Annotated in this window: 12 protein-coding genes; 7 read left to right on the top strand and 5 right to left on the bottom strand. The window is 69.8% G+C overall.

Going from position 1 to position 18861, the window contains the following annotated elements:
• Positions 1-64: 64 nt before the first annotated feature.
• Complete coding sequence (locus tag AS029_RS15950; protein ID WP_228375977.1) at positions 65-5548, bottom strand: Ig-like domain-containing protein; 5484 nt, start codon at positions 5546-5548, stop codon at positions 65-67.
• Between the two features lie 137 nt (positions 5549-5685).
• Entirely contained in the window at positions 5686-6720 is a 1035-nt protein-coding gene (locus AS029_RS15945; RefSeq protein ID WP_228375976.1) for a LacI family DNA-binding transcriptional regulator, read from the bottom strand.
• Between the two features lie 147 nt (positions 6721-6867).
• Between AS029_RS15945 and AS029_RS15940 the strand changes: the two genes are divergently transcribed.
• Genes AS029_RS15940 through AS029_RS15925 form a run of 4 tightly spaced genes read left to right on the top strand, consistent with a single transcriptional unit; the run spans position 6868 to position 11988 of the window.
• Positions 6868-8163, top strand: a complete 1296-nt coding sequence (locus AS029_RS15940) for an ABC transporter substrate-binding protein (RefSeq protein WP_058233580.1) — start codon at positions 6868-6870, stop codon at positions 8161-8163.
• 54 nt (positions 8164-8217) lie between these two features.
• Positions 8218-9123 carry a carbohydrate ABC transporter permease gene (locus AS029_RS15935; RefSeq protein ID WP_228375975.1) on the top strand — a complete coding sequence of 302 codons (906 nt, stop codon included), beginning with the start codon at positions 8218-8220 and terminating at the stop codon, positions 9121-9123.
• A 1-nt stretch (position 9124) separates the two neighbouring features.
• Positions 9125-10033: a carbohydrate ABC transporter permease gene (locus AS029_RS15930; RefSeq protein ID WP_082642357.1), complete on the top strand. Its 909-nt coding sequence runs from the start codon at positions 9125-9127 to the stop codon at positions 10031-10033.
• Between the two features lie 2 nt (positions 10034-10035).
• On the top strand, positions 10036-11988 hold the full coding sequence (locus AS029_RS15925; protein WP_058233579.1) for a glycoside hydrolase family 127 protein: 1953 nt from the start codon (positions 10036-10038) through the stop codon (positions 11986-11988).
• A gap of 46 nt (positions 11989-12034) precedes the next feature.
• On the opposite strand, the gene AS029_RS15920 is transcribed toward AS029_RS15925, so the two are convergent.
• The 3 genes from AS029_RS15920 to AS029_RS15910 all read right to left on the bottom strand — a co-directional run bounded on the left by AS029_RS15920 (position 12035) and on the right by AS029_RS15910 (position 15409).
• The gene (locus AS029_RS15920) at positions 12035-13234 is read right to left on the bottom strand and encodes a lactonase family protein (RefSeq protein ID WP_058233578.1); all 1200 of its coding nucleotides are present in this window, start codon (positions 13232-13234) and stop codon (positions 12035-12037) included.
• Positions 13234-14520 (bottom strand): adenylosuccinate synthase, encoded by a 1287-nt coding sequence (locus AS029_RS15915; RefSeq protein ID WP_058233577.1) that lies wholly within the window; start codon positions 14518-14520, stop codon positions 13234-13236. Before AS029_RS15915 ends, AS029_RS15920 begins: the two co-directional genes overlap by 1 nt.
• Positions 14521-14650: 130 nt before the next feature.
• Positions 14651-15409 carry a FadR/GntR family transcriptional regulator gene (locus AS029_RS15910; protein WP_058233610.1) on the bottom strand — a complete coding sequence of 253 codons (759 nt, stop codon included), beginning with the start codon at positions 15407-15409 and terminating at the stop codon, positions 14651-14653.
• A 321-nt stretch (positions 15410-15730) separates the two neighbouring features.
• Here AS029_RS15910 and AS029_RS15905 point away from each other — a divergent pair, with 321 nt between their 5' ends.
• From AS029_RS15905 to argG, 3 genes are all read left to right on the top strand, one after another.
• Positions 15731-16429, top strand: coding sequence for a Pr6Pr family membrane protein (locus AS029_RS15905; protein ID WP_058233576.1), 699 nt, complete (start codon positions 15731-15733; stop codon positions 16427-16429).
• A 71-nt stretch (positions 16430-16500) separates the two neighbouring features.
• Entirely contained in the window at positions 16501-17184 is a 684-nt protein-coding gene (locus AS029_RS15900; RefSeq protein WP_228375974.1) for a peptidylprolyl isomerase, read from the top strand.
• A gap of 78 nt (positions 17185-17262) precedes the next feature.
• Positions 17263-18705 (top strand): argininosuccinate synthase, encoded by a 1443-nt coding sequence (gene argG / locus AS029_RS15895; RefSeq protein ID WP_058233574.1) that lies wholly within the window; start codon positions 17263-17265, stop codon positions 18703-18705.
• Positions 18706-18861: the final 156 nt, after the last annotated feature.

The raw sequence follows: 18861 nt of genomic DNA, 5'->3' as shown, positions 1-18861 counted from the left end.
GCGGGCATCCTCGCAACGCGAGGAGGGGGAAGGGGACGGGCGGACCCGCCCCCTTCCCTCGATGTCACTTCGACGCGGCGTACGACGCCTCGGAGGTCTCGGTGACCAGCGCGCCGTCGACGGTGGCGCTCTCGGTGACCGTGACCTTCCCCGCGGGGACGGACGTCTGTCGCGAGTTGAACGACGCGCTCACGGTCTTGCCGGGCTGAACGCCCTTGACCGTCTTGTTCCCGTACGCCGAGGTGAAGACGAGATCGACCGGGACGTCGTCGTTGTTCTTCGCCGTGGCGATCACGTACGCCTTGCCCGCGATGGCACGGGTGGTCGCGCTCACCTCGACCTCCAGCGTGGACTGAGCGACCTCGGCGCGCTCGAACACCTGCCACTCCTTGATGCCGACGCTGCCCTTGCCCTCCTCGGTCCCGACCGGGTCGAGGGCGAGGCGGAGCTTCGTCGTCGTGACGGGCTCGAAGGTCACCGTGTTGTAGGTGTCCTTCGCGGTGCCGTACGCACCGGCGTTTTTCACCGGGACCCAGGCGCTCGCCGCGGCATCCCAGTACTGCGCCTCCCACTTCGCGGGAACGTCGATGCCGAGGCCCTGCGCGTCGATGTTCGAGACGAAGTAGACGCCCAGCTCGCCGATGCGCACCGGCTCGGTCCAGTCGTACTGCACCCACTGGTCGGTGACGGCCGGCCAGACGCCCCAGACATTGGCGTTGTCGTTCGGCGTGACATCCCCCGACGACGTCGGCTGGACGTCGTCGTTCAGACCCGTCACCTTGTTCCAGGCGGCGGTTCCGGATGCCGTGGGCGTGGCGAGTCGGGCGACGTTGCGCTTCTGCGTGCCGTCGGCCTTGGGCATGGTCTGCTCGACGACCGGCGAGACGTTTCCCGCCTTGTCCGTGGAGCGGGCCTGCACCTTCGCCTCGTCGAGTCCGAGCAACGCCGAGCCCGTCAGCGGCGCCCACGTCCCGTCGGTGCCGACGCGGTACTCGACCGAGGCGACTCCCGAACCGGCATCCGTCGACGTGGCCTTCACCGTGCGCGCGACCGGGTCGAGGGAGACCTCGACCGTCGGTGCCGTCGCGTCGATGCGCACGGCCTGCTCGGCCACCGCCGACGTGTTGCCGGCGGCGTCCGTCGCCCGCGCCTGCACGACGTGCGATCCGTCGCCGGTCACCGAGACGGCGCCGGTGTACGCAGACCACGCACCCTCGTCCACCCGCACCTCGATGCGCGGTGCGGCGTCCTGATCGTCGCGCGCCGTCACCTCGACGGCGACCGCCTGCGTGTACCAGCCCGATTCGGGCGCGGCGGGCGACGTCTGGAAGGCGACCGTGGGCGCCTTGGTGTCGCTCCCGCCCCCGCCGACGGTCACGGTGGCCTGGGCGGCCTTCGACCCGGCCAGATCGCTCTGCACGACGCCCGCGACCGTGAACTGACCGGCGGCGGCGTAGGACCCCGCCGGCACCGCGTCCCACGTGACCGGGAGGTCTTGGCGCGAACCGTCGTTGAACAGCACGCCCACGCTCTTCGGCAGCACGGGCGCGACACCCGGCTGGGTGCGCGTGGTCACCGCATCCACCTGGTTGATCTGCCCGGGAGCGGTCGCGCGCACCCAGACGGTGGCCTTGGCGGGCACCGGCGACCCGGCGACGATGCCCGAGACGGGGAAGCTGCCCTCGCCGGCGACCTGGCCGTCGGCGACCTCGGCCCAGGTGACGGGGAGGTCGGCGTGGCTGCCGTCGGAGTAGGTGGCATCCACCGTCGCCGGAAGCGTCGGCTTCGTGCCCACCTGCGTGCGCACGTCGATCGGCTCGATCGAGACGGGCGCGTCGGAGAAGACCTTCAGCTCGCTGACCGCCACGGCGGCGTACGGGCCGTTGCCCGCAGCCTGGAGCACCACTCGCAGTCGCGTCGTGGTCACGGCGTCGAACGTGACGGCGTTGGTCTCGTCGCGCTCGACGGTGTAGCCGGAGGGGTTCGCCACGTCGGCCCACGCCGAGCCGGTCCAGTACTGCGCCTTCCACCCCTTCGGGACGTTGACGCCGTTCGTGGAGTTCACATCGTTCTGGTCTCGCCAGAAGCCGATCTCGGCCCCCGCGATGCGTTGCGGCGACGTCCACTCGTACTGCAGCCAGCGGGTCGCCGGGTGGTTGCCCGACCAGGTGCCCCAGATGTCGCTCTGGCTCCCACCGGTGAACGACACCTTGCCGTCGTTGACGGCCTTGACGTTGTTCCAACCCGCCGTGTACTCCGCGGTGGGCGTCGCCTGCGGTGCGATGTTCGTGCCGGCGGTGGCCGGCTCGCCCTGAACGGTGACGTCGACCTGTGAGGTCTTCTCGCCGTCGTCCGCCGTCAGGCGCAGCACGTACTCGCCCTCGTCGGAGAAGCGCGCCGTGGTCGAGGCCGCGGCGGCGTCGTCGAAGAGCACGGTCGCCCCCTCGGGTGCGCTCACCACGCTCCACCGTGACGACACGGTGCCGGAGGGCAGCCCGTCGTCTTTGACCGTGCCGACCAGAGCGGCCGCGCCACCGGCCGAGGCCTGGTCGTTCTGCCACGCGGTCACCAGGGGCGCCGCGTTCGAGGATGCCGGGGCGGCGATGCCCGTGCGGAAGACCTGCAGCTCCTTGACGCCGGTCTTGGCGCCGCTGGCGTGGGTCGCGGTCAGACGCACGGCGTCGCCGGTCACCTCGGGGAACTGCACGTGGTTGTAGTTCGCCCGCGGGTAGGCGGGGGTCCGCGCCTGCTGCGGGATCACCGACCACTGCCCGCCCCGACGCACCTCGAGGGTGTAGACCGCGGGCTCGGCGTAGCCGGCGGCCGTCGCCGACGAGGAGCTGTCGTAGAAGTAGGTGCGGATGTCGTCGAACGTCTTCTCTCCGCCGAGCTCGACGGTGAGGGAGTCCTTCGCGTTCGGCGATCCCGCGGTACCCCAGAAGGGCTCGTTGATGGTCGTGCCGTCGACGGCGCCGGCGGGCTCCCGTCCCGCGGCCGAGAACGTCGCGGTCGCGGAGGCGGCGAGGTTGTCGCTGCCCGTGCTGTCGGTACGGATGTCGGCGCCCGCCTTGGCGAAGAGGTCGACCACGCGGGCGTCGTCCGCGAACCGGACGTCCTGGGGGGCCTGGACGGTGGATGCCGTGGCGGTGGTGACCTTCGCCTCGCCCTTCACGACCTCGACGGTGCCGCTGGCGGGGTCGTAGACCACGTGCGCGAGCTCGTCGACGGTGAAGGCGAGCTTGCCGTCGAGGAACACCGAGTACCCCTCGGGCACGTCGGAGCCGTAGTGCCGCTCTCCGCCCGGCGCGTCCCAGGTGACCGTGAGGTCGCGGTCGCGGTAGCGGATGTTGTTGGCGGTGAAGTGGTCCCAGCCGATGTCGATCGGGTCGAGCTCGATCTTCGCGTCGCTGCGGGTGCGCACCCCCATCGCGTCCTCGATCATGGTGAAGTTGGTGGCGCCGAGGATCGTGTGGTGGATCCACGAGCGGTAGTCGATCTTCTGCGGATCGGCCGAGCCGTTGGCCCAGAACTCGTTCTGGTCGGGCAGGCGGTTGTCGCCACCGTTCTGGTAGTGCGCCCAGGCGTTCCAGTACAGGAGCTTCTTGTACCACTCGGCGTCGATCGCGTCGGTGGGATAGTCGCGCAGCACCTTCGACAGCATCCGGAACGTCACCGTGGAGTTGATGACCGAGAAGTTGTTGCTGCCCTGACCGCCGGTGGCGTTGTACGCCGCCTGGTCGGCCTGGTTCGCGGTGTAGAAGGGGAAGATCGGGTACTGCTTGTCGTCGGCGAACAGACGGAGCGCCTCGACGTAGTCGTCCTTGTAGTCGGCGTCACCGGGCTTGGGGACCAGACCCACCGAGAACGGGTAGTAGTTGTTGATCTCCTTCCACGGCACGTGTTCGCCGTTGTTCGCCATCGCGTGTTCGAGGAGCTTGCGGTCGGGGTTCCACAGCACCTTCATGACCTGGGTCTTGATGTTCTGCGCGAACGCCTCCATCTCGTCGGCCTTCGCGGAGTCGCCCGCGGTGCGGTACGCCTCGGCCGCCGCCAGGGCATTGGAGTACAGGTAGGCGTTCTCGGCCCGGTCCTGGTAGCCGCTCTTCCAGTGGAACGACACGGCGTCCGCGTCGTTGCCGGTCATGGCGCCCCAGTTGTACTCGATGAGGCCGTTCTTGTTGAAGTCGTACGCGTCGACGAGTCCCTTGACGTCGTCTTCGGCGTACTTCGCCAGGTTCTCGGCGATCGCGGTGGGACCGCCGTGCAGCTCGTACGAGCGCCACGCCGCCTCGGAGATGTACTGGGTGTAGCTGTTCGACCAGTTGGCGGGGTCGCCCGGGTTGTCGACGAACTTGTAGCTCTTGCTCGTCTCACCGGTCGAGACCCACGGGCCGTAGGAGTAGATCGGGTCGCGGAAGTACTTCAGATCGTCGATGAACATGCCCGTGGTGAGCACGATCGAGTTGTTGTACCCGAGCACACCCTCCATGGCGACGGGGAACTGGTAGGTGTTGCCCGGCATGTCGGCGTCGAGGAAGTTGTAACGCATGAGCCACCAGCGGTAGAACAGCGTCTTGTCGATGTTGTCTTCGGGCGTGTCGAGGTACGGCACGTTGTCGGCCCACCACTGGTTGTATGCCCTGACGTGGGCGGTGTAGGCCTCGCCCGCCGACTGGCCGCGCGTCGCGTCGTACTCGGTGCGTGACGCGGCGATCTCTTCGGTGACCAGGCCGAGCTGGAGCTTGGTGGTCACCGAGCCGCCGGCGGGAACGGAGAGCGTGCGGGTCAGCGTCGCATCGGCGGGGGCGAAGCCGTCGCCCGAGAAACGCGGCGAGAGTTTCGTGAGGTCGTTCAGCGCCTGCACGTGCCCGACGAGCTCATCGCCCTCGACGGTGGTGGCGAAGGGGGAGGATGCCACGAGCTCCACGTCGACGGCTCCACCGGTCGCGCGCACCTCGAGGTCGGTGACGAGCACGTTGGCGTCGGTGATGAACTTGGTCTGCACGACCTCGAGCCCGGCGCCGCGGTGCACGCTGCGCCAGTAGCTCGGCGTCTGCTTGCGCTGCGCGACGTCCTCGGACAGGTTCACGTCGTTGCCGCCGACGCGGGCGGTGACGGTGTACCCGGAGCGGCCGTCGATGGCCTCCCAGTAGGCGAGCTGGCCGCCGAAGCCGAGAACAGCGGGGTTGTGCTCCTTCATGAATGCGGCGCGTCCGCGTGTGAACAACCACTGGTTGTTGTCACCGAAGCTGCCCGCGTCGCCGGTGCGCGCGAGCATCTCATCGATCCAGAAGTCGTTCGACGCACTCGAGCCCGCGCCGGCGGCGAGATCGGCGTCGAAGATCCTTTGCAGCTGGTTTCCGGGGGTGTACGTCACCCCCGTGTCGGGGACGGGGGTCGGGCTTCCCGAGAACGTCGGGTAGCCGATGTCGGTGTTCGCGGCGTGTGCCGGTGCGACCACGAAGGTCGTCGCCAGCACCGTCGCGATCGCCGCGGTGGCGATCGCGGAACGCCCGACGCGATGGGGGGTCGTCGGATTGCAGTCCACTGTGTCTGTTCCTCTCGGCGCTGCTCTCCGATGAGCAGCGGGTGCGTGGGAGGCACGCTACCGAGGCGGGGAAGTGTTTCGCAATGGTTTTCTGTTATTTCGAAACATCGTCGAAAACGACTCGGAAACGCGGAAAATCAGCGCCGTGCGATCGTGGACGCGCGGATGACGAGCTTGACGGGCATCGGGTGCGTGCCGGCGCCGACGTCGACCCCGTCGATCGCATCGAACACCCGCTGCGCGGCCTGACGTCCGAGCTGTTGCAGGTTGGCGTTGATGCTCGTCAAGGGAGGCCGGGCGTTCTCGGTGAGCAGTTCCCAGTCGTCGTAACCGATGACGGCGAGATCCCCCGGCACATCCCGACCGAAGTCGCGCGCGGTGTCGAGCACGCCGCGGGCGATCTGGTCGGAGCCGCAGAACACGGCGTCGACGTCGGGATGCCGCTCCAGCAGCATGGCGGCCGCGTCGCGGCCCCAGTGCTCGTTCCACGCGGCGAACATGGGCTCGCCGACGAAGTCCAGTCCCGCCGCGGCGAGCGCGGCACGAGCCCCCGCGAGGCGGTCCTGGGCCGCGGCGTACGACGGGTCACCCGAGATGTGGGCGATGCGACGCCGACCGCACGACAGCAGATGCTCGACGGCGAGGCGCCCGCCCGAATAGTTGTCGGGAGTGAGCGACAGATCACGCGGATCATCCGACGGGGAGTAGGCGTAGACGACCGGCACCGGGAGCTCCTGACCGAGCGACGGTCGGGGGTCGGTCTGGCGCCCCACGACGATGATGCCGTCGACGCGACGGCTCAGCAGTGCGCGCAGGTGGTGCTGCTCGCGGATGGCGTCTCCGCGGGCGTCGCAGAGGAAGACGTTGACCTGGCCCGCCCCGAACGCGTCCTCGGCGCCCATCAGGATCGGGATGACGAAGCGTCCGTCGAGGTCGTTGGTGAGCAGGCCGACGGTACCGGTGCGCCCGGCGAGGAGGCCGCGGGCCATCGCGTTGGGGGTGAACGCCAGCTCGGCGGCGGCCTCCATCACGCGCTTGCGCGTTCCCGCGGCGACGTCGCCGCGCCCGTTCAGCGCTTTGGAGGCCGTCGCGATCGAGACGCCGGCGCGGCGCGCGACGTCGCTCAGCGTGGCTGCGCGTACGGGATCGGTCGACATCGCGTTCCGTTTCATCTTCGTGACCTTCCGCCGTCTTGACGGATCGGCAGAACACACGTTACCGTCCCGAAAGGGATTTCGGGCATTTCGACGCTCCGGCCCCGCCAGCGGTGCCGACCCCGACTGTCGCATCCGCTCAATGAAGAGCTAGAGGAGACTGCAATGACCCCATTCCGGCGCCGCCTCGCCCTCCGGGCAGCAACGGCCATCCTGACCGCGAGCGCGCTCGTCGGTGGCCTCGCCGCGTGTTCCGGCGGTTCGACCACCGCCGCACCGGCCGACATCCCCGCCGAGGGCACCGACGACGGATCCACCCTGACCCTGTGGACTCGTGCGCCCCTCGAGAAGCAGGCGAAGCTCCTGGTGGAGGCCTACAACTCCAGCCACCAGAACCAGGTGGAGCTGACCGTGGTCCCCAACGACGACTACGTCGCCAAGGTCGGCGCCGCGGCCGGATCGGGGGGCCTGCCCGACCTGTTCGCCGCCGACATCGTCTACGTCCCCAACTGGGTCGAGCAGGGGCTCTTCCAGGACATCACGGCGCAGGTCGACGGGCTGTCGTACAAGGACGCCATCAACCAGGGTCACCTCGACGCCGGCACGCTCGACGGAGCGGAGCACGTCCTGCCCTTCGTGCTCGACCTCTCGGTCATGATGTGGAACAAGGACCTCGTCGCCGAGGCGGGCCTCGACCCCGAGAAGGCCCCCGCCACGGTCGCCGACTTCGCCAAGACCGCCAAGGCCGTCCAGGCGCTGAACAAGCCCGGCGTGTCGGGCACCTCGACGGGCCTGAACTGCGGCGGCTGCCTGCTGTTCACCTGGTTCCCCTCGATCTGGGCGTCGGGTGAGGACGCGCTCAGCGCCGACGGCACCGAGTCGCTGCTGAACAACGACGCCGCGAAGGAGGTCTACTCGACCTGGAAGGACCTCGAGTCCTCCGGCGCCGTCGCTCCGGGCTCGGCCGACGAGACCGGCGCCACCTGGGTGGCCGGCTTCCAGGAGGGCAACGTCGGCATCATGCCGTTCCCCGCCACCCTGCTCTCGGGCCTGTCGTTCGACGCCGGCGTCTCGGGCATCCCGGGCGTCGACGGCGGTGAGTCGACGTTCGTCGGCGGCGACGGCATCGGCATCTCGAAGGACTCGAAGCAGTCCGCGCAGGCCTGGAACTTCCTGTCGTGGCTGACCTCCGAAGACGCGCAGGTGGGCGTGCTCGCGAAGGACGGCAGCACCGTCGCCCGCTCCGACCTCGCCGACAACGAGTACTCGTCGAAGGATCCCCGTCAGGTCGCCATCAACGAGGTCGCCGGCAAGGGCAAGACCCCGGTCGCGCTCAACTTCCAGCAGGCGTTCAACGCTCCCGGCAGCCCGTGGCTGACGCTCGTGCGCAACGCCGTCCTGAACGACACCGACACCGTCGACGCCGACAACGACGAGATCACGGCCGTTCTGTCCCAGTAATGCCCGGCGGGGGTGTTGGCTCGCCGGCACCCCCGCACCCCCGGAAGGAACATCGTGGCGCTCTCCACCTCACCCCGCCGCTCCCGGTACGGCCGCACCGCCCTCGGCGGTCCCGTGCAGGGGTGGCTGTACGCCGCCCCGACGGCCCTCTTCGTCGTCGCCCTCTTCGTCATCCCCCTCCTGCTCGTCCTGCAGATGTCCGGCTCCGACTGGCCTCTGCTGCGAGGGAACACCGGCCCGAACTTCCCCGAGAACTTCGTGGATGCCGTGAACCACCGCCTCTTCTGGGATTCGGTGCAGTTCACGGTGCTGTACACCGTCATCACCACCGTCCTTCTCATCGGCCTCGGACTCGGGCTCGCACTCCTGGTCCAGGAGTCGACCGCGTGGAAGGGATTCCTGCGGACGGCGTTCCTCCTGCCCAGCGCCCTCGGGTTGGCGTCGGCATCCCTGCTCTTCTACGTGCTCTACTCCCCCATCGCCGGGCCCTTCGCCGGACTCATGGAGTCGTGGGGCATCACCTTCCTCGGCTCACCGGAGGGGGCGCTGTGGTCGACCGTGTTCCTCATCGTCTGGCGCTTCGCCGGGTTCTACATGCTCCTGCTGCTCGTGGGCCTGCAGGGTATTCCCGAGGAGATCTACGAGGCGGCGCGCATCGACGGCGGGTCGCGATGGCAGATCTTCCGCGACATCACGGTGCCGCTTCTGCGTCCGACCTTCGCCCTCACGACCGTCATGTGCGTGACCGGGTCGCTGCTGGCGTTCGACCAGTTCTACATCCTCACCAAGGGCGGACCCGACAACAGCACCATGACCGTGGTGCAGCTGATCTACAACATCGCCTTCCAGGGGCAGAACAGCCTGGGCATCGCTGCCGCACTGTCGGTCATCATCCTGCTCGCCCTCGTCATCATCAACGCCGTGCAACTGCGCGCGTTCCGTCGCCCCGAGGAGGCCTGACATGGCCACGACCGACATCCGTCCGCGCGCGGCCGTCACGGGCAGCACCCGTGCGATCGTCGCCCCCGGCTACCGCGGCCGGTCCCGGCCGAGCGGGCCGGTGCTCTGGGGTCTGCCCGGCAAGGTCTTCACCGGGGCCCTGGCCATCATCTTCCTGTACCCGCTGGTATGGACCGGCGTCGCCTCGGTGAGTCCGCAGGCCGGCACGAACCAGGCCGAGGGGTGGGGTTTCGGCAACTACGAGAAGCTCGCCAACTTCCAGTCGGGCATCTGGGTGTACCTCGGAAACTCGCTGTTCGTCTCGATCCTCACCGTCGTGCTGACGCTGCTCATCTCGTTCCTCGGCGGGTACGCCTTCGCGCGCTTCTCGTTCCCCGGCAAGAACCTGCTGTTCCTGTCGGTGCTCGCGATCCTGATGGTGCCGTACGCCACGCTCCTGATCCCGCTGTACGTGATCCTCAACGCCGTGGGGCTGCAGAACTCGCTCGTCGGCGTGGCCCTGGTCCTCACGATGTTCCAGCTGCCGTTCTCGATGTTCATGATGCGCATCTCGTTCGAGTCCGTCCCCCGCGAACTCGACGAGGCGGCCCTCGTCGACGGCTGCACGAGCTTCACAGCGCTCTGGCGCGTGCTTCTCCCCGCCGTCAAACCCGGCCTGATCACGGTGGGCCTGTTCGCCTTCCTCACCGCGTGGAACGACTTCATCGCACCCCTCATCCTCATCAACGACCAGTCGCGCATCACCCTGCCGCTGGCCGTGGCGAACCTCCGCGGTCAGACCATGGGCGTCATCGACTACGGCGTCACCGAGGCCGGGGTCGTCGTGCTCGCGCTGCCGTGCATCGTCCTGTTCCTGATCCTCCAACGTCACTACGTGCGCGGCTTCATGTCGGGCGCATTCAAGGGATGACCATGTCGACCACACTTCCCACCCGTCCGCTCGACTCCGCCGCCGCGCGCACCGTCGTCGCCCCCGTCGTCCCCTCACGGGCGCGGCTTCGACCGCTCGGTCTCGACGAGGTGCGCATCACCGGCGGATTCTGGGGCGAGCGCCAGCGCGTGAACGCCGCGCACACCCTGTCCCACATCCTCGACCGTCTCGAGTCCGAGGGCTGGCTGCCCAACTTCGATCGCGCCGCCGCGGGAACTCTGCCCGCCGGGCGCCGCGGGCGCGAGTTCAGCGACTCCGAGGTGTACAAGTACCTCGAAGCCGCGGCGTGGGAGCTCGGCCGGCACGACGACGAGGAACTCGAGCGCACCTTCCGCGCCGTCGTCGAACGGGTCGGCGCCGCGCAGGAGATCGACGGCTACCTCAACACGGAGTTCGGCCGCCCCGGACAGCAGCCCCGCTGGTCGGATCTCGAGTGGGGACACGAGCTGTATTGCCTCGGCCACCTCTTCCAGGCGGCGGTCGCACGCGAACGCACCCGGCCAGGCGCTGACGACGGCCTTCTCCTCATCGCCCGTCGCGCCGCCGACCTCGTCTGCGAGGTGTTCGGAGCCGATGGCATCCCCTCCTTCTGCGGCCACCCCGAGATCGAAGCGGCCCTCGCCGAGCTGGCCCGTGTCACGGGCGACGAGCGCTACGCCGCGCAGGCGGCGTTGTTCGTCGCGCGCCGCGGACACGACACGCTCGCCGACATCGAGTGGGGACGCCGCTACTTCCAGGACGACGTGCCGATCCGGGATGCCACCGCCTTGAGCGGTCACGCTGTGCGGGCGAATTACCTGGCGGCCGGCGCCGTCGACGTCGCCGTCGAGACCCGCGACGACGACCTTCTCGACGCGTTGCGCGCACAGTGGACGCGCACCCGCGGGCGACGCACCTACATCACGGGCGGTCAGGGCTCGCACCATCAGGACGAGGCCTTCGGCGACGACTGGGAACTGCCGTCGGATCGCGCGTACTCCGAGACGTGCGCCGGCATCGCGTCGGTGATGTTCTCGTGGCGTCTGCTGCTCTCGGGAGGCGAGAGCGCCTACGCCGACCTGATCGAGCGCACGCTCTTCAACGTGGTCGCGACCTCGCCGTCGGCCGACGGCCGCAGCTTCTTCTACGCGAACACGCTCCATCAGCGCGTACCGGGTGTGGTGCCCGACCCCGACGCGACCTCGCCGCGCGCCTCCTCGTCGTTGCGCGCGCCCTGGTTCGAAGTGTCGTGCTGCCCGCCGAACGTCGCCCGCACCCTCGCCAGTCTCGACGCCTACATCGCCACGGCCGATGATCGCGGCATCCAGATCCACCAGTACGCGCCCGCCGAGATCCGCACGACCCTCGATGACGGCCGAGACGTGTCGCTGCGCGTCGACACCGCCTACCCGAGCGACGGCACCGTCCGCGTGAGCGTCGACCGCGACGCGGACGAGCCCTGGACCCTGTCACTGCGCGTTCCGGAGTGGGCCGAGGGCGCCGCGATTCGCGTATGGAGCGGGGGCGCCGTGGTCGAGACGGTCTCCGTGGCACCCGGCCGCGCCGACGTGACGCGCGCGTTCCGCGCCGGCGACGTCGTCGAGCTGGAACTGCCGATGGCACCGCGGGTCGTCGACCCCGATCCCCGCATCGATGCCGTCCGCGGCTGCGTGGCGGTGGAGCGCGGCCCGGAGGTGCTCGCCCTCGAGTCGACCGATCTCTCGGGACACGGCGACGTCGGCGAGGTGGCCCTGGACCGCGGGAGCACGCCGACCGAGCAGGACGGCCGCGTCTGGGTCGACGTCGCGCGTCGAGCCGCCCACCCGGGCGACTGGCCCTACACGCAGGCGGTGTCCGGGGGGCTGGGCGAGACCGAGCGCGTGGCGCTCGTGCCCTATCACGACTGGGGCAACCGGGGTCCCTCCACCATGCGCGTGTGGATACCGACCGCCTGAGGCGATGAACGTGCTGAGGGGGCGTCCCGTGGGGCGTGGCGCTCCCTCAGCGCATCGGCAGCAGCCGCGTCGGCGACGGCGACGCGGTGCGGTGCCGCACCCGCCCCGGCACCCCGGTGCGCACGTCGAGCGGCAGCGACACGATCTCGTGCGCCAGCTGCCCGGCCACGAGCAGCATGTCGTCGACGACGACGTGGTGGCGCGGCCAGTGCGTGCCCGTCTCGGCCAGCGCGAGCAGCTGGAGCGTCTCGCCGGCCCCCCGCACCGAGAGCACGCCGACGGTGTCGCTGCCGCGCACCCCGGCGTAGAGCGTGGAGGCGTCGCGGCTCGCGCAGATCTCGGCCGCGGTGTCGGTGTCGAGGGAGCCGAGGAGCGGCTGCCCGGAGCGGAGGTGCCAGCGTCCTTCGCGATCCGGCGCGAGCACGAAGACCTCGCGGCTGAGTTCAGTCACGACGTAGAGGTGGCCGGACGGATGCCAGAGACCATGGCGCGGACCGCTGCCCTCGGGCAGCACGACGTCCTGCACCGCCCGCAGCCCGGTGTCTGTCGCGCGCCAGATGCGCACGAGGTCGAGGCCCATCTCGGTGGTCGCCACGAGCCCGCCCGGGAGGAAGATCGCCTGGTGCGCGCGCGAGACGCGATCGCCCGCCAGAGCCTCCTCGGACTCGGCGTCGGTCTCGGGGACGTCGTCGTAGGCGGGGATGAGGTGCGCATATTCTTCACCGGCGGCCTCGCGCAGAGCGCGGGCCGCGGCCGCGAGATCGGGGACGACTGCGCCCGACACCCGCGCTCCGGTCGACACCGCCCCCTCGGCGGGTGCGACGCCGTAGGGATCGACTGCCTCCGCGGCGACGACGGGGCGCGACGGGCGGCCCGCGGCATCCAGGTCGATCCGCACGACGCGACCGTCGCCCCAGCAGCTCGCGACGAGGAACGACGCGTCGGGCGACACGGCGACGTGGCACACGGCCGAACCCGCCTCGACGGGCGGGCCCAGCGGCGCCAGACGCGTCTCGGACACACGCCGGTAGGCCTGCACCGTGCCGTCGAACTCGAGCGCGGCGTAGAGCACGTCGAGCGTCGGGTGGGCGGCGATCCACGACGGCGAGCCAGGGGCGGCGACGGCCGTGCCGACCATGCCCAGGGGACCGCTGGCGGTCGGCGCCTCGGCCTCACCCGCCTGAAGGATGCCGATGCCCTCCGCCGACCCGTTGTCGGGGGCGTAGGCGCCGACCCAGAACCGCATCAGTCGATGAGGTCGTGGCGCACGATCACCTGATCGCGGGCGGGGCCCACGCCGATGACGGAAATGCGCGTGCCGCTCATCTTCTCGAGGGCGAGCACGTAATCCTGCGCGGTCTGCGGCAGATCGTCGAAGGTGCGCGCCGACGAGATGTCTTCGCTCCAGCCCGGGTAGGTCTCGTAGATCGGCTTCGCGTGGTGGAAGTCGGTCTGGTTCACCGGCAGGTCGTCGAACCGCTCGCCGTCGACGTCGTACGCGACGCAGACGGGGATCTGCTCGAGGCCGCCGAGGATGTCGAGCTTGGTCAGCACGAGGTCGGTGATGCCGTTGATGCGGGTGGCGTAGCGCGTGATGGGGGCGTCGTACCAGCCGACGCGGCGCGGGCGGCCGGTGGTGGTGCCGAACTCGAACCCGCGCGAGCGCAGCCAGTCGCCGCTCTCGTCGAACAGTTCGGTGGGGAACGGACCCGAACCGACACGGGTCGTGTAGGCCTTGACGATGCCGACGATGCGGTCCAGCCGGTTCGGGCCCACGCCCGAGCCCGTCGATGCACCACCGGCCGTGGCCGACGACGACGTCACGAACGGGTAGGTGCCGTGGTCGACGTCGAGCATGGTGGCCTGACCGCCCTCGAACACCACGACATCGCCCGCGTCGAGCGCGTCGTTGAGCAGCAGCGAGGTGTCGGCCACCATGGGGCGCACGCGCTCGGCGTAGGCGAGCAGGTCGTCGACGATCTCGTCGGCCGTGATGGACCGGCGGTTGAAGATCTTGACCAGCAGGTGGTTCTTCTGGTCGAGCGCACCCTCGACCTTCTGGCGCAGGATGTTCTCGTCGAAGAGGTCTTGCACGCGGATGCCGACGCGGTTGATCTTGTCGGCGTAGGCGGGACCGATGCCGCGGCCCGTGGTGCCGATCATGCGCTTGCCCAGGAAGCGCTCGGTGACCTTGTCGAGCGTGCGGTGGTACTGCGTGATGATGTGCGCGTTCGCGCTGATCTTCAGACGCGAGGTGTCGAGGCCGCGCGCGTTGAGCGCCTCGAGCTCGTTGAAGAGCACCTCGAGGTCGACGACGACGCCGTTGCCGATCACGGGGGTCACGCCCGGAGACAGGATGCCGCTGGGCAGCAGGTGCAGCGCGTACTTCTCGTCGCCGATGACGACGGTGTGGCCGGCGTTGTTTCCGCCGTTGAACTTCACCACCCAGTCGGTGCGCTCACCGAGCAGGTCGGTGGCCTTGCCCTTGCCCTCGTCGCCCCACTGGACGCCGACGATCACGATTCCGGGCATGTGCGCTCCTCGCGTCTGATTCCGGCGGTACACCCCATCCTATCGAGGCGGTCCGACACCGCCCCCGCCGGGCGCATCCACGGCCGAGCGCCGCGGACCGACGTGCCGAGGTCTTCCACCTCGACGGAGGTCAGGGGCTGAGGTGGTGCGCGCCGTCCGGGTGCCGGCGGCGGCGCCACGACCCGAGGATGTGTTCCTCCATCGCCACCCGCGCCCCGGCGGCATCGCCCGCGCGAATGGCCTCGAAGACGCGCTCGTGCTCCTCGAGCGTACGCGCGACGGCATCCGTGGGGTCGATGCCGTCCCCGCGCGCGCTCTGGCGAGGACGAACGAAGGAGGAGCGCGCGATCGTGGCGGCGATGCGATTCTTCGATGCGGCCATCACCGCGAGGTGGAACTCCATGTCGGCCTCGAAGAAGGCCGGATCGTCGTCCTGCAGGCGGCGCATGTCATCGAGGTGACCGCCGATCTCGAGATGCGAATCCTCGCTCCCCGTGGCCGCCACCTCTGCGGCCATGACGCCCTCGAGCGTCGCGCGCACCACGCTGACCTCGTCGAGCACACCCAGCGACTCGTCGTGGCGCACGAGAGCGTCGAGCACGTCGGCATCGAGCACGTTCCAGTCGTCGAAACGCCGAACCTGCGTTCCGCGGCCTTGCGCGACGACGACCAGGCCTTTCTCCTGCAGGCGTTTGATGCACTCGCGGATCACCGTCCGGCTCACGCCGAACTCCTCGCACAGCGCCTGCTCCGGGGGGAGGTATTCGCCGACGGCCACCGTCCCGGTGACGATCATCTCGACCATCTCGTCGAGCACCCTCACACCGATCCGGTCGATCGAGCCCCGCCTCGCAGAGATCGACTGCGCGTCGGCGGACGGGGCGGGCATGGTGAGCATGGTACTCCGCGCTCGACGGCCCGGCCCCGCGACGCTCACCGAGCTCGAGGCCCGCTCTGCCGCCGGGTGAGTGGGGTCCGGCGCCTTCGCCTCAGGCGATATCGGCCGCACCGATCCCCCGTGACATCCAGGCTGATCCCGCCTCCCCGGCGGTGCCGAGCACAGGTCCGCCGTCGGCCACCTCGAAATCGGACACGATGCCGGCCGGTGGGCGGAGCGAGGCGACCTCGGTCCGGGGCGCCGACCTCGGCGGCGAGGGGGCCGCTGACCGCGGACCTCCATCCGCGAGCGGTGCGCCGTTAGCCTGGGGCGATGCTGCGATCACGCGAGTGGGCCGTCGGATGGAGCCTCGGGCGACTGGCCGTCGCCGCGCTGATCGCCGCCGCTGTCCTGGCACAGTTCGTCTCGACGCTGTCGGAGGCGCTCGCCCGGGGGCGCGACCTGGCGACGGTGACCGCCAACTTCTTCAGCTACTTCACGATCCTCTCGAACCTGTCGGCTGTCGTCGTGCTCGTCGTCGCGGGCGTGCGCTTCTTCGTGCGCGGCCGGGCGTCCGAAGTCGACCTGCCCGCGCTCGCCACCGCCCTGGCGTGGATCTCGACGTACATGATCGTCACCGGGGTGGTCTACAACCTGCTCCTGCGGGGCCTCGCGCTGCAGCCCGAGACCGTCGGCTGGTCGAACGAGATCATGCACGTATGGGGGCCGCTGTTCCTGCTGCTCGACGTTCTCATCGGGCCCAACCGTCGCCGGCTGCCCTGGTCGGCGGCGTTCGGGGCGGCGATCTTCCCCATCGTCTGGATCGTCTACACCCTGTTGCGCGCCCCGCTCATCACCAACCCGACCACGGGCGCCCCGTTCTGGTACCCGTACCCGTTCCTCGACCCGGCAACTCACGGGTGGGGCTCGGTGATCGGCTACATCGTCGTGATCGCGTCGGGCATCATCGCACTCGCTTTCGGTGTCGTCGCCGTCGGCCGGGCGCGCGGCATCCGCCCGCACTCAGGGTGACCGCCTGGGAATCATCGCAGACGCGGTGCGCGTGCTCGCCGATGCCGGCGTGCCGTCCTACCCTGGAGCGCGTGCGCACTCGACTGATGTCCGCGGCCCTCGCCGCCTCCGCCCTGCTCATGCTCGCCGGATGCGCGTCGACAGGATCGGCTCCGGCGACCAGCGCGGCGAGCGAGAGCGCGCCGAGCGCGGGCGCGGTGTCGGGCGAATGCGCCTACCCCGCCTCGGGGCAGCCCGCGGTCGACGTCACGCCGCCGGCGACGGGAACCGACCAGCCCACCGGTGAGGTGCAGGCGGTGCTGCAGACCTCGGCCGGCGACATCCCGCTGACCCTCGACGGCGAGCGCACACCCTGCACCGTCGAGAGCTTCGTCTCGCTCGCGCAGCAGCAGTACTTCACGAACACCGAGTGCCACCGACTCACCACCTCGGGCATCTACGTGCTGCAGTGCGGCGACCCCACCGGCACCGGCCGCGGAGGCCCGGGATACCGGTTCGCCGACGAGCTCGACGGGAGCGAGACGTACCCCGCGGGCACGGTGGCGATGGCCAACGCGGGGCCCGGCACGAACGGCTCGCAGTTCTTCCTGGTGTACGAAGACACGCAGCTCGATCCGAACTACACCGTCTTCGGCACGATGTCGCCCGAGGGCCTGGCCGTCGTGCAGTCGATCGCCGCGGGAGGCGTCACCGGCGGCGCGCGCGACGGCGCCCCGGCGAACCCGGTGACGATCACCGGCGTCACCGTCGGCTGACCCTCCTCCCCAGGAGGCGAAAGGGAACGGAGTTCCCCGAGTCGGGGCGCGCCGTCGTGCCGCCCTAGAATCGAGGGCATGTCCAAGGTCCTTCAGTCCCTTCCCGTCGGCGAGCGCGTCGGTATCGCCTTCTCGGGTGGTCTCGACACCTCGGTGGCCGTCGCGTGGATGCGCGACAAGGGCGCCATCCCCTGCACCTACACCGGCGACCTGGGCCAGTACGACGAAGACGACATCGCCTCGATCCCGGGCCGCGCCACGCAGTACGGCGCCGAGGTCTCACGCCTGGTCGACTGCAAGACCGCGCTCGTCGAAGAGGGCTTCGTCGCCCTCGCCTGCGGTGCCTTCCACATCCGCTCGGGCGGACGCACGTACTTCAACACCACACCGCTGGGCCGCGCCGTCACCGGCACGCTGCTGGTGCGCGCGATGAAAGAAGACGGCGTCGACATCTGGGGCGACGGCTCCACCTACAAGGGCAATGACATCGAGCGGTTCTACCGCTACGGCCTGCTCGCCAACCCCGCGCTGCGCATCTACAAGCCGTGGCTCGACGCTGACTTCGTCACCGAGCTGGGCGGCCGCAAAGAGATGAGCGAGTGGCTCGTCGCCCACGACTTCCCCTACCGCGACAGCGCCGAGAAGGCGTACTCGACCGATGCCAACATCTGGGGCGCGACGCACGAGGCGAAGACCCTCGAGCACCTCGACGTGTCGCTCGAGATCGTCGAGCCCATCATGGGCGTGCGGTTCTGGGACCCCGAGGTCGAGATCGAGACCGAAGACGTCACCGTGGAGTTCGAGGCCGGCCGCCCGGTCGCGATCAACGGCACGCGCTTCGACGACCCGGTCGCGCTCGTGCGCGAGGCCAACACCATCGGCGGCCGTCACGGCCTGGGCATGAGCGACCAGATCGAGAACCGCATCATCGAAGCCAAGTCGCGCGGCATCTACGAGGCCCCCGGCATGGCGCTGCTCTTCCTCACGTACGAGCGCCTGGTCAACAGCATCCTGAACGAAGACACCCTCGCGACCTACCACGAGCAGGGCCGCCGCCTCGGGCGCCTCATGTACGAGGGCCGCTGGCTCGAGCCGCAGTCGCTGATGCTGCGCGAGTCGATCCAGAAGTGGGTCGGATCGACCATCACCGGCTCGGTGACCGTGCGCCTGCGCCGCGGTGAGGACTACACGATCCTCGACACGGTGGCATCCGGAATGTCGTACTCGCCCGAGAAGCTCTCGATGGAGCGCGTCGGCGACGCCGCCTTCGGTCCCGTCGATCGCATCGGCCAGCTCACCATGCGCAACCTCGACATCGCCGACTCGCGCGCACGCCTCGAGCAGTACGCGGGTCTCGGCCTCATCGGCGGCCCCACCGGCGAGCTCGTCGGCGACGTCGCCGCGGGAGGCGCGCAAGAGATCATCGAGTCGGCGTCACCCCTCGACGCGGCCGGCGAACGCCTCGCCGAGGCAACGGATGCCGCGGGGGAGTCCGCCGCTTTCGACGCCGGCACCGACTGACGAAGCACCCCGGCGAGAGCCCGCGGCGCCGAGCGCCGCGGGCTCTTTCCCTTTCCGCTCCCTGGCCGCGCACTCTCTTGCCGCTCCCGGCCGCGCGCTCTCATGCCGCTCCCTGGCCGCGCGCTCTCTTGCCGCTCCCGGCCCGGCCCGTGACTT

The organism is Microbacterium enclense (assembly GCF_001456955.1).
Classification (GTDB): Bacteria; Actinomycetota; Actinomycetes; order Actinomycetales; family Microbacteriaceae; genus Microbacterium; species Microbacterium enclense.
Note: the sequence above shows the minus strand (reverse complement) of the source record. Positions and strands in the feature narration are given on the sequence as shown.

Coding starts and splice junctions, on each gene's coding strand:
- AS029_RS15945 (WP_228375976.1), bottom strand. CDS start 6,720: ATGAAACGGAACGCGATGTCGACCGATCCCGTACGCGCAGCCACGCTG.
- AS029_RS15940 (WP_058233580.1), top strand. CDS start 6,868: ATGACCCCATTCCGGCGCCGCCTCGCCCTCCGGGCAGCAACGGCCATC.
- AS029_RS15930 (WP_082642357.1), top strand. CDS start 9,125: ATGGCCACGACCGACATCCGTCCGCGCGCGGCCGTCACGGGCAGCACC.
- AS029_RS15925 (WP_058233579.1), top strand. CDS start 10,036: ATGTCGACCACACTTCCCACCCGTCCGCTCGACTCCGCCGCCGCGCGC.
- AS029_RS15920 (WP_058233578.1), bottom strand. CDS start 13,234: ATGCGGTTCTGGGTCGGCGCCTACGCCCCCGACAACGGGTCGGCGGAG.
- AS029_RS15915 (WP_058233577.1), bottom strand. CDS start 14,520: ATGCCCGGAATCGTGATCGTCGGCGTCCAGTGGGGCGACGAGGGCAAG.
- AS029_RS15910 (WP_058233610.1), bottom strand. CDS start 15,409: ATGCCCGCCCCGTCCGCCGACGCGCAGTCGATCTCTGCGAGGCGGGGC.
- AS029_RS15905 (WP_058233576.1), top strand. CDS start 15,731: ATGCTGCGATCACGCGAGTGGGCCGTCGGATGGAGCCTCGGGCGACTG.
- argG (WP_058233574.1), top strand. CDS start 17,263: ATGTCCAAGGTCCTTCAGTCCCTTCCCGTCGGCGAGCGCGTCGGTATC.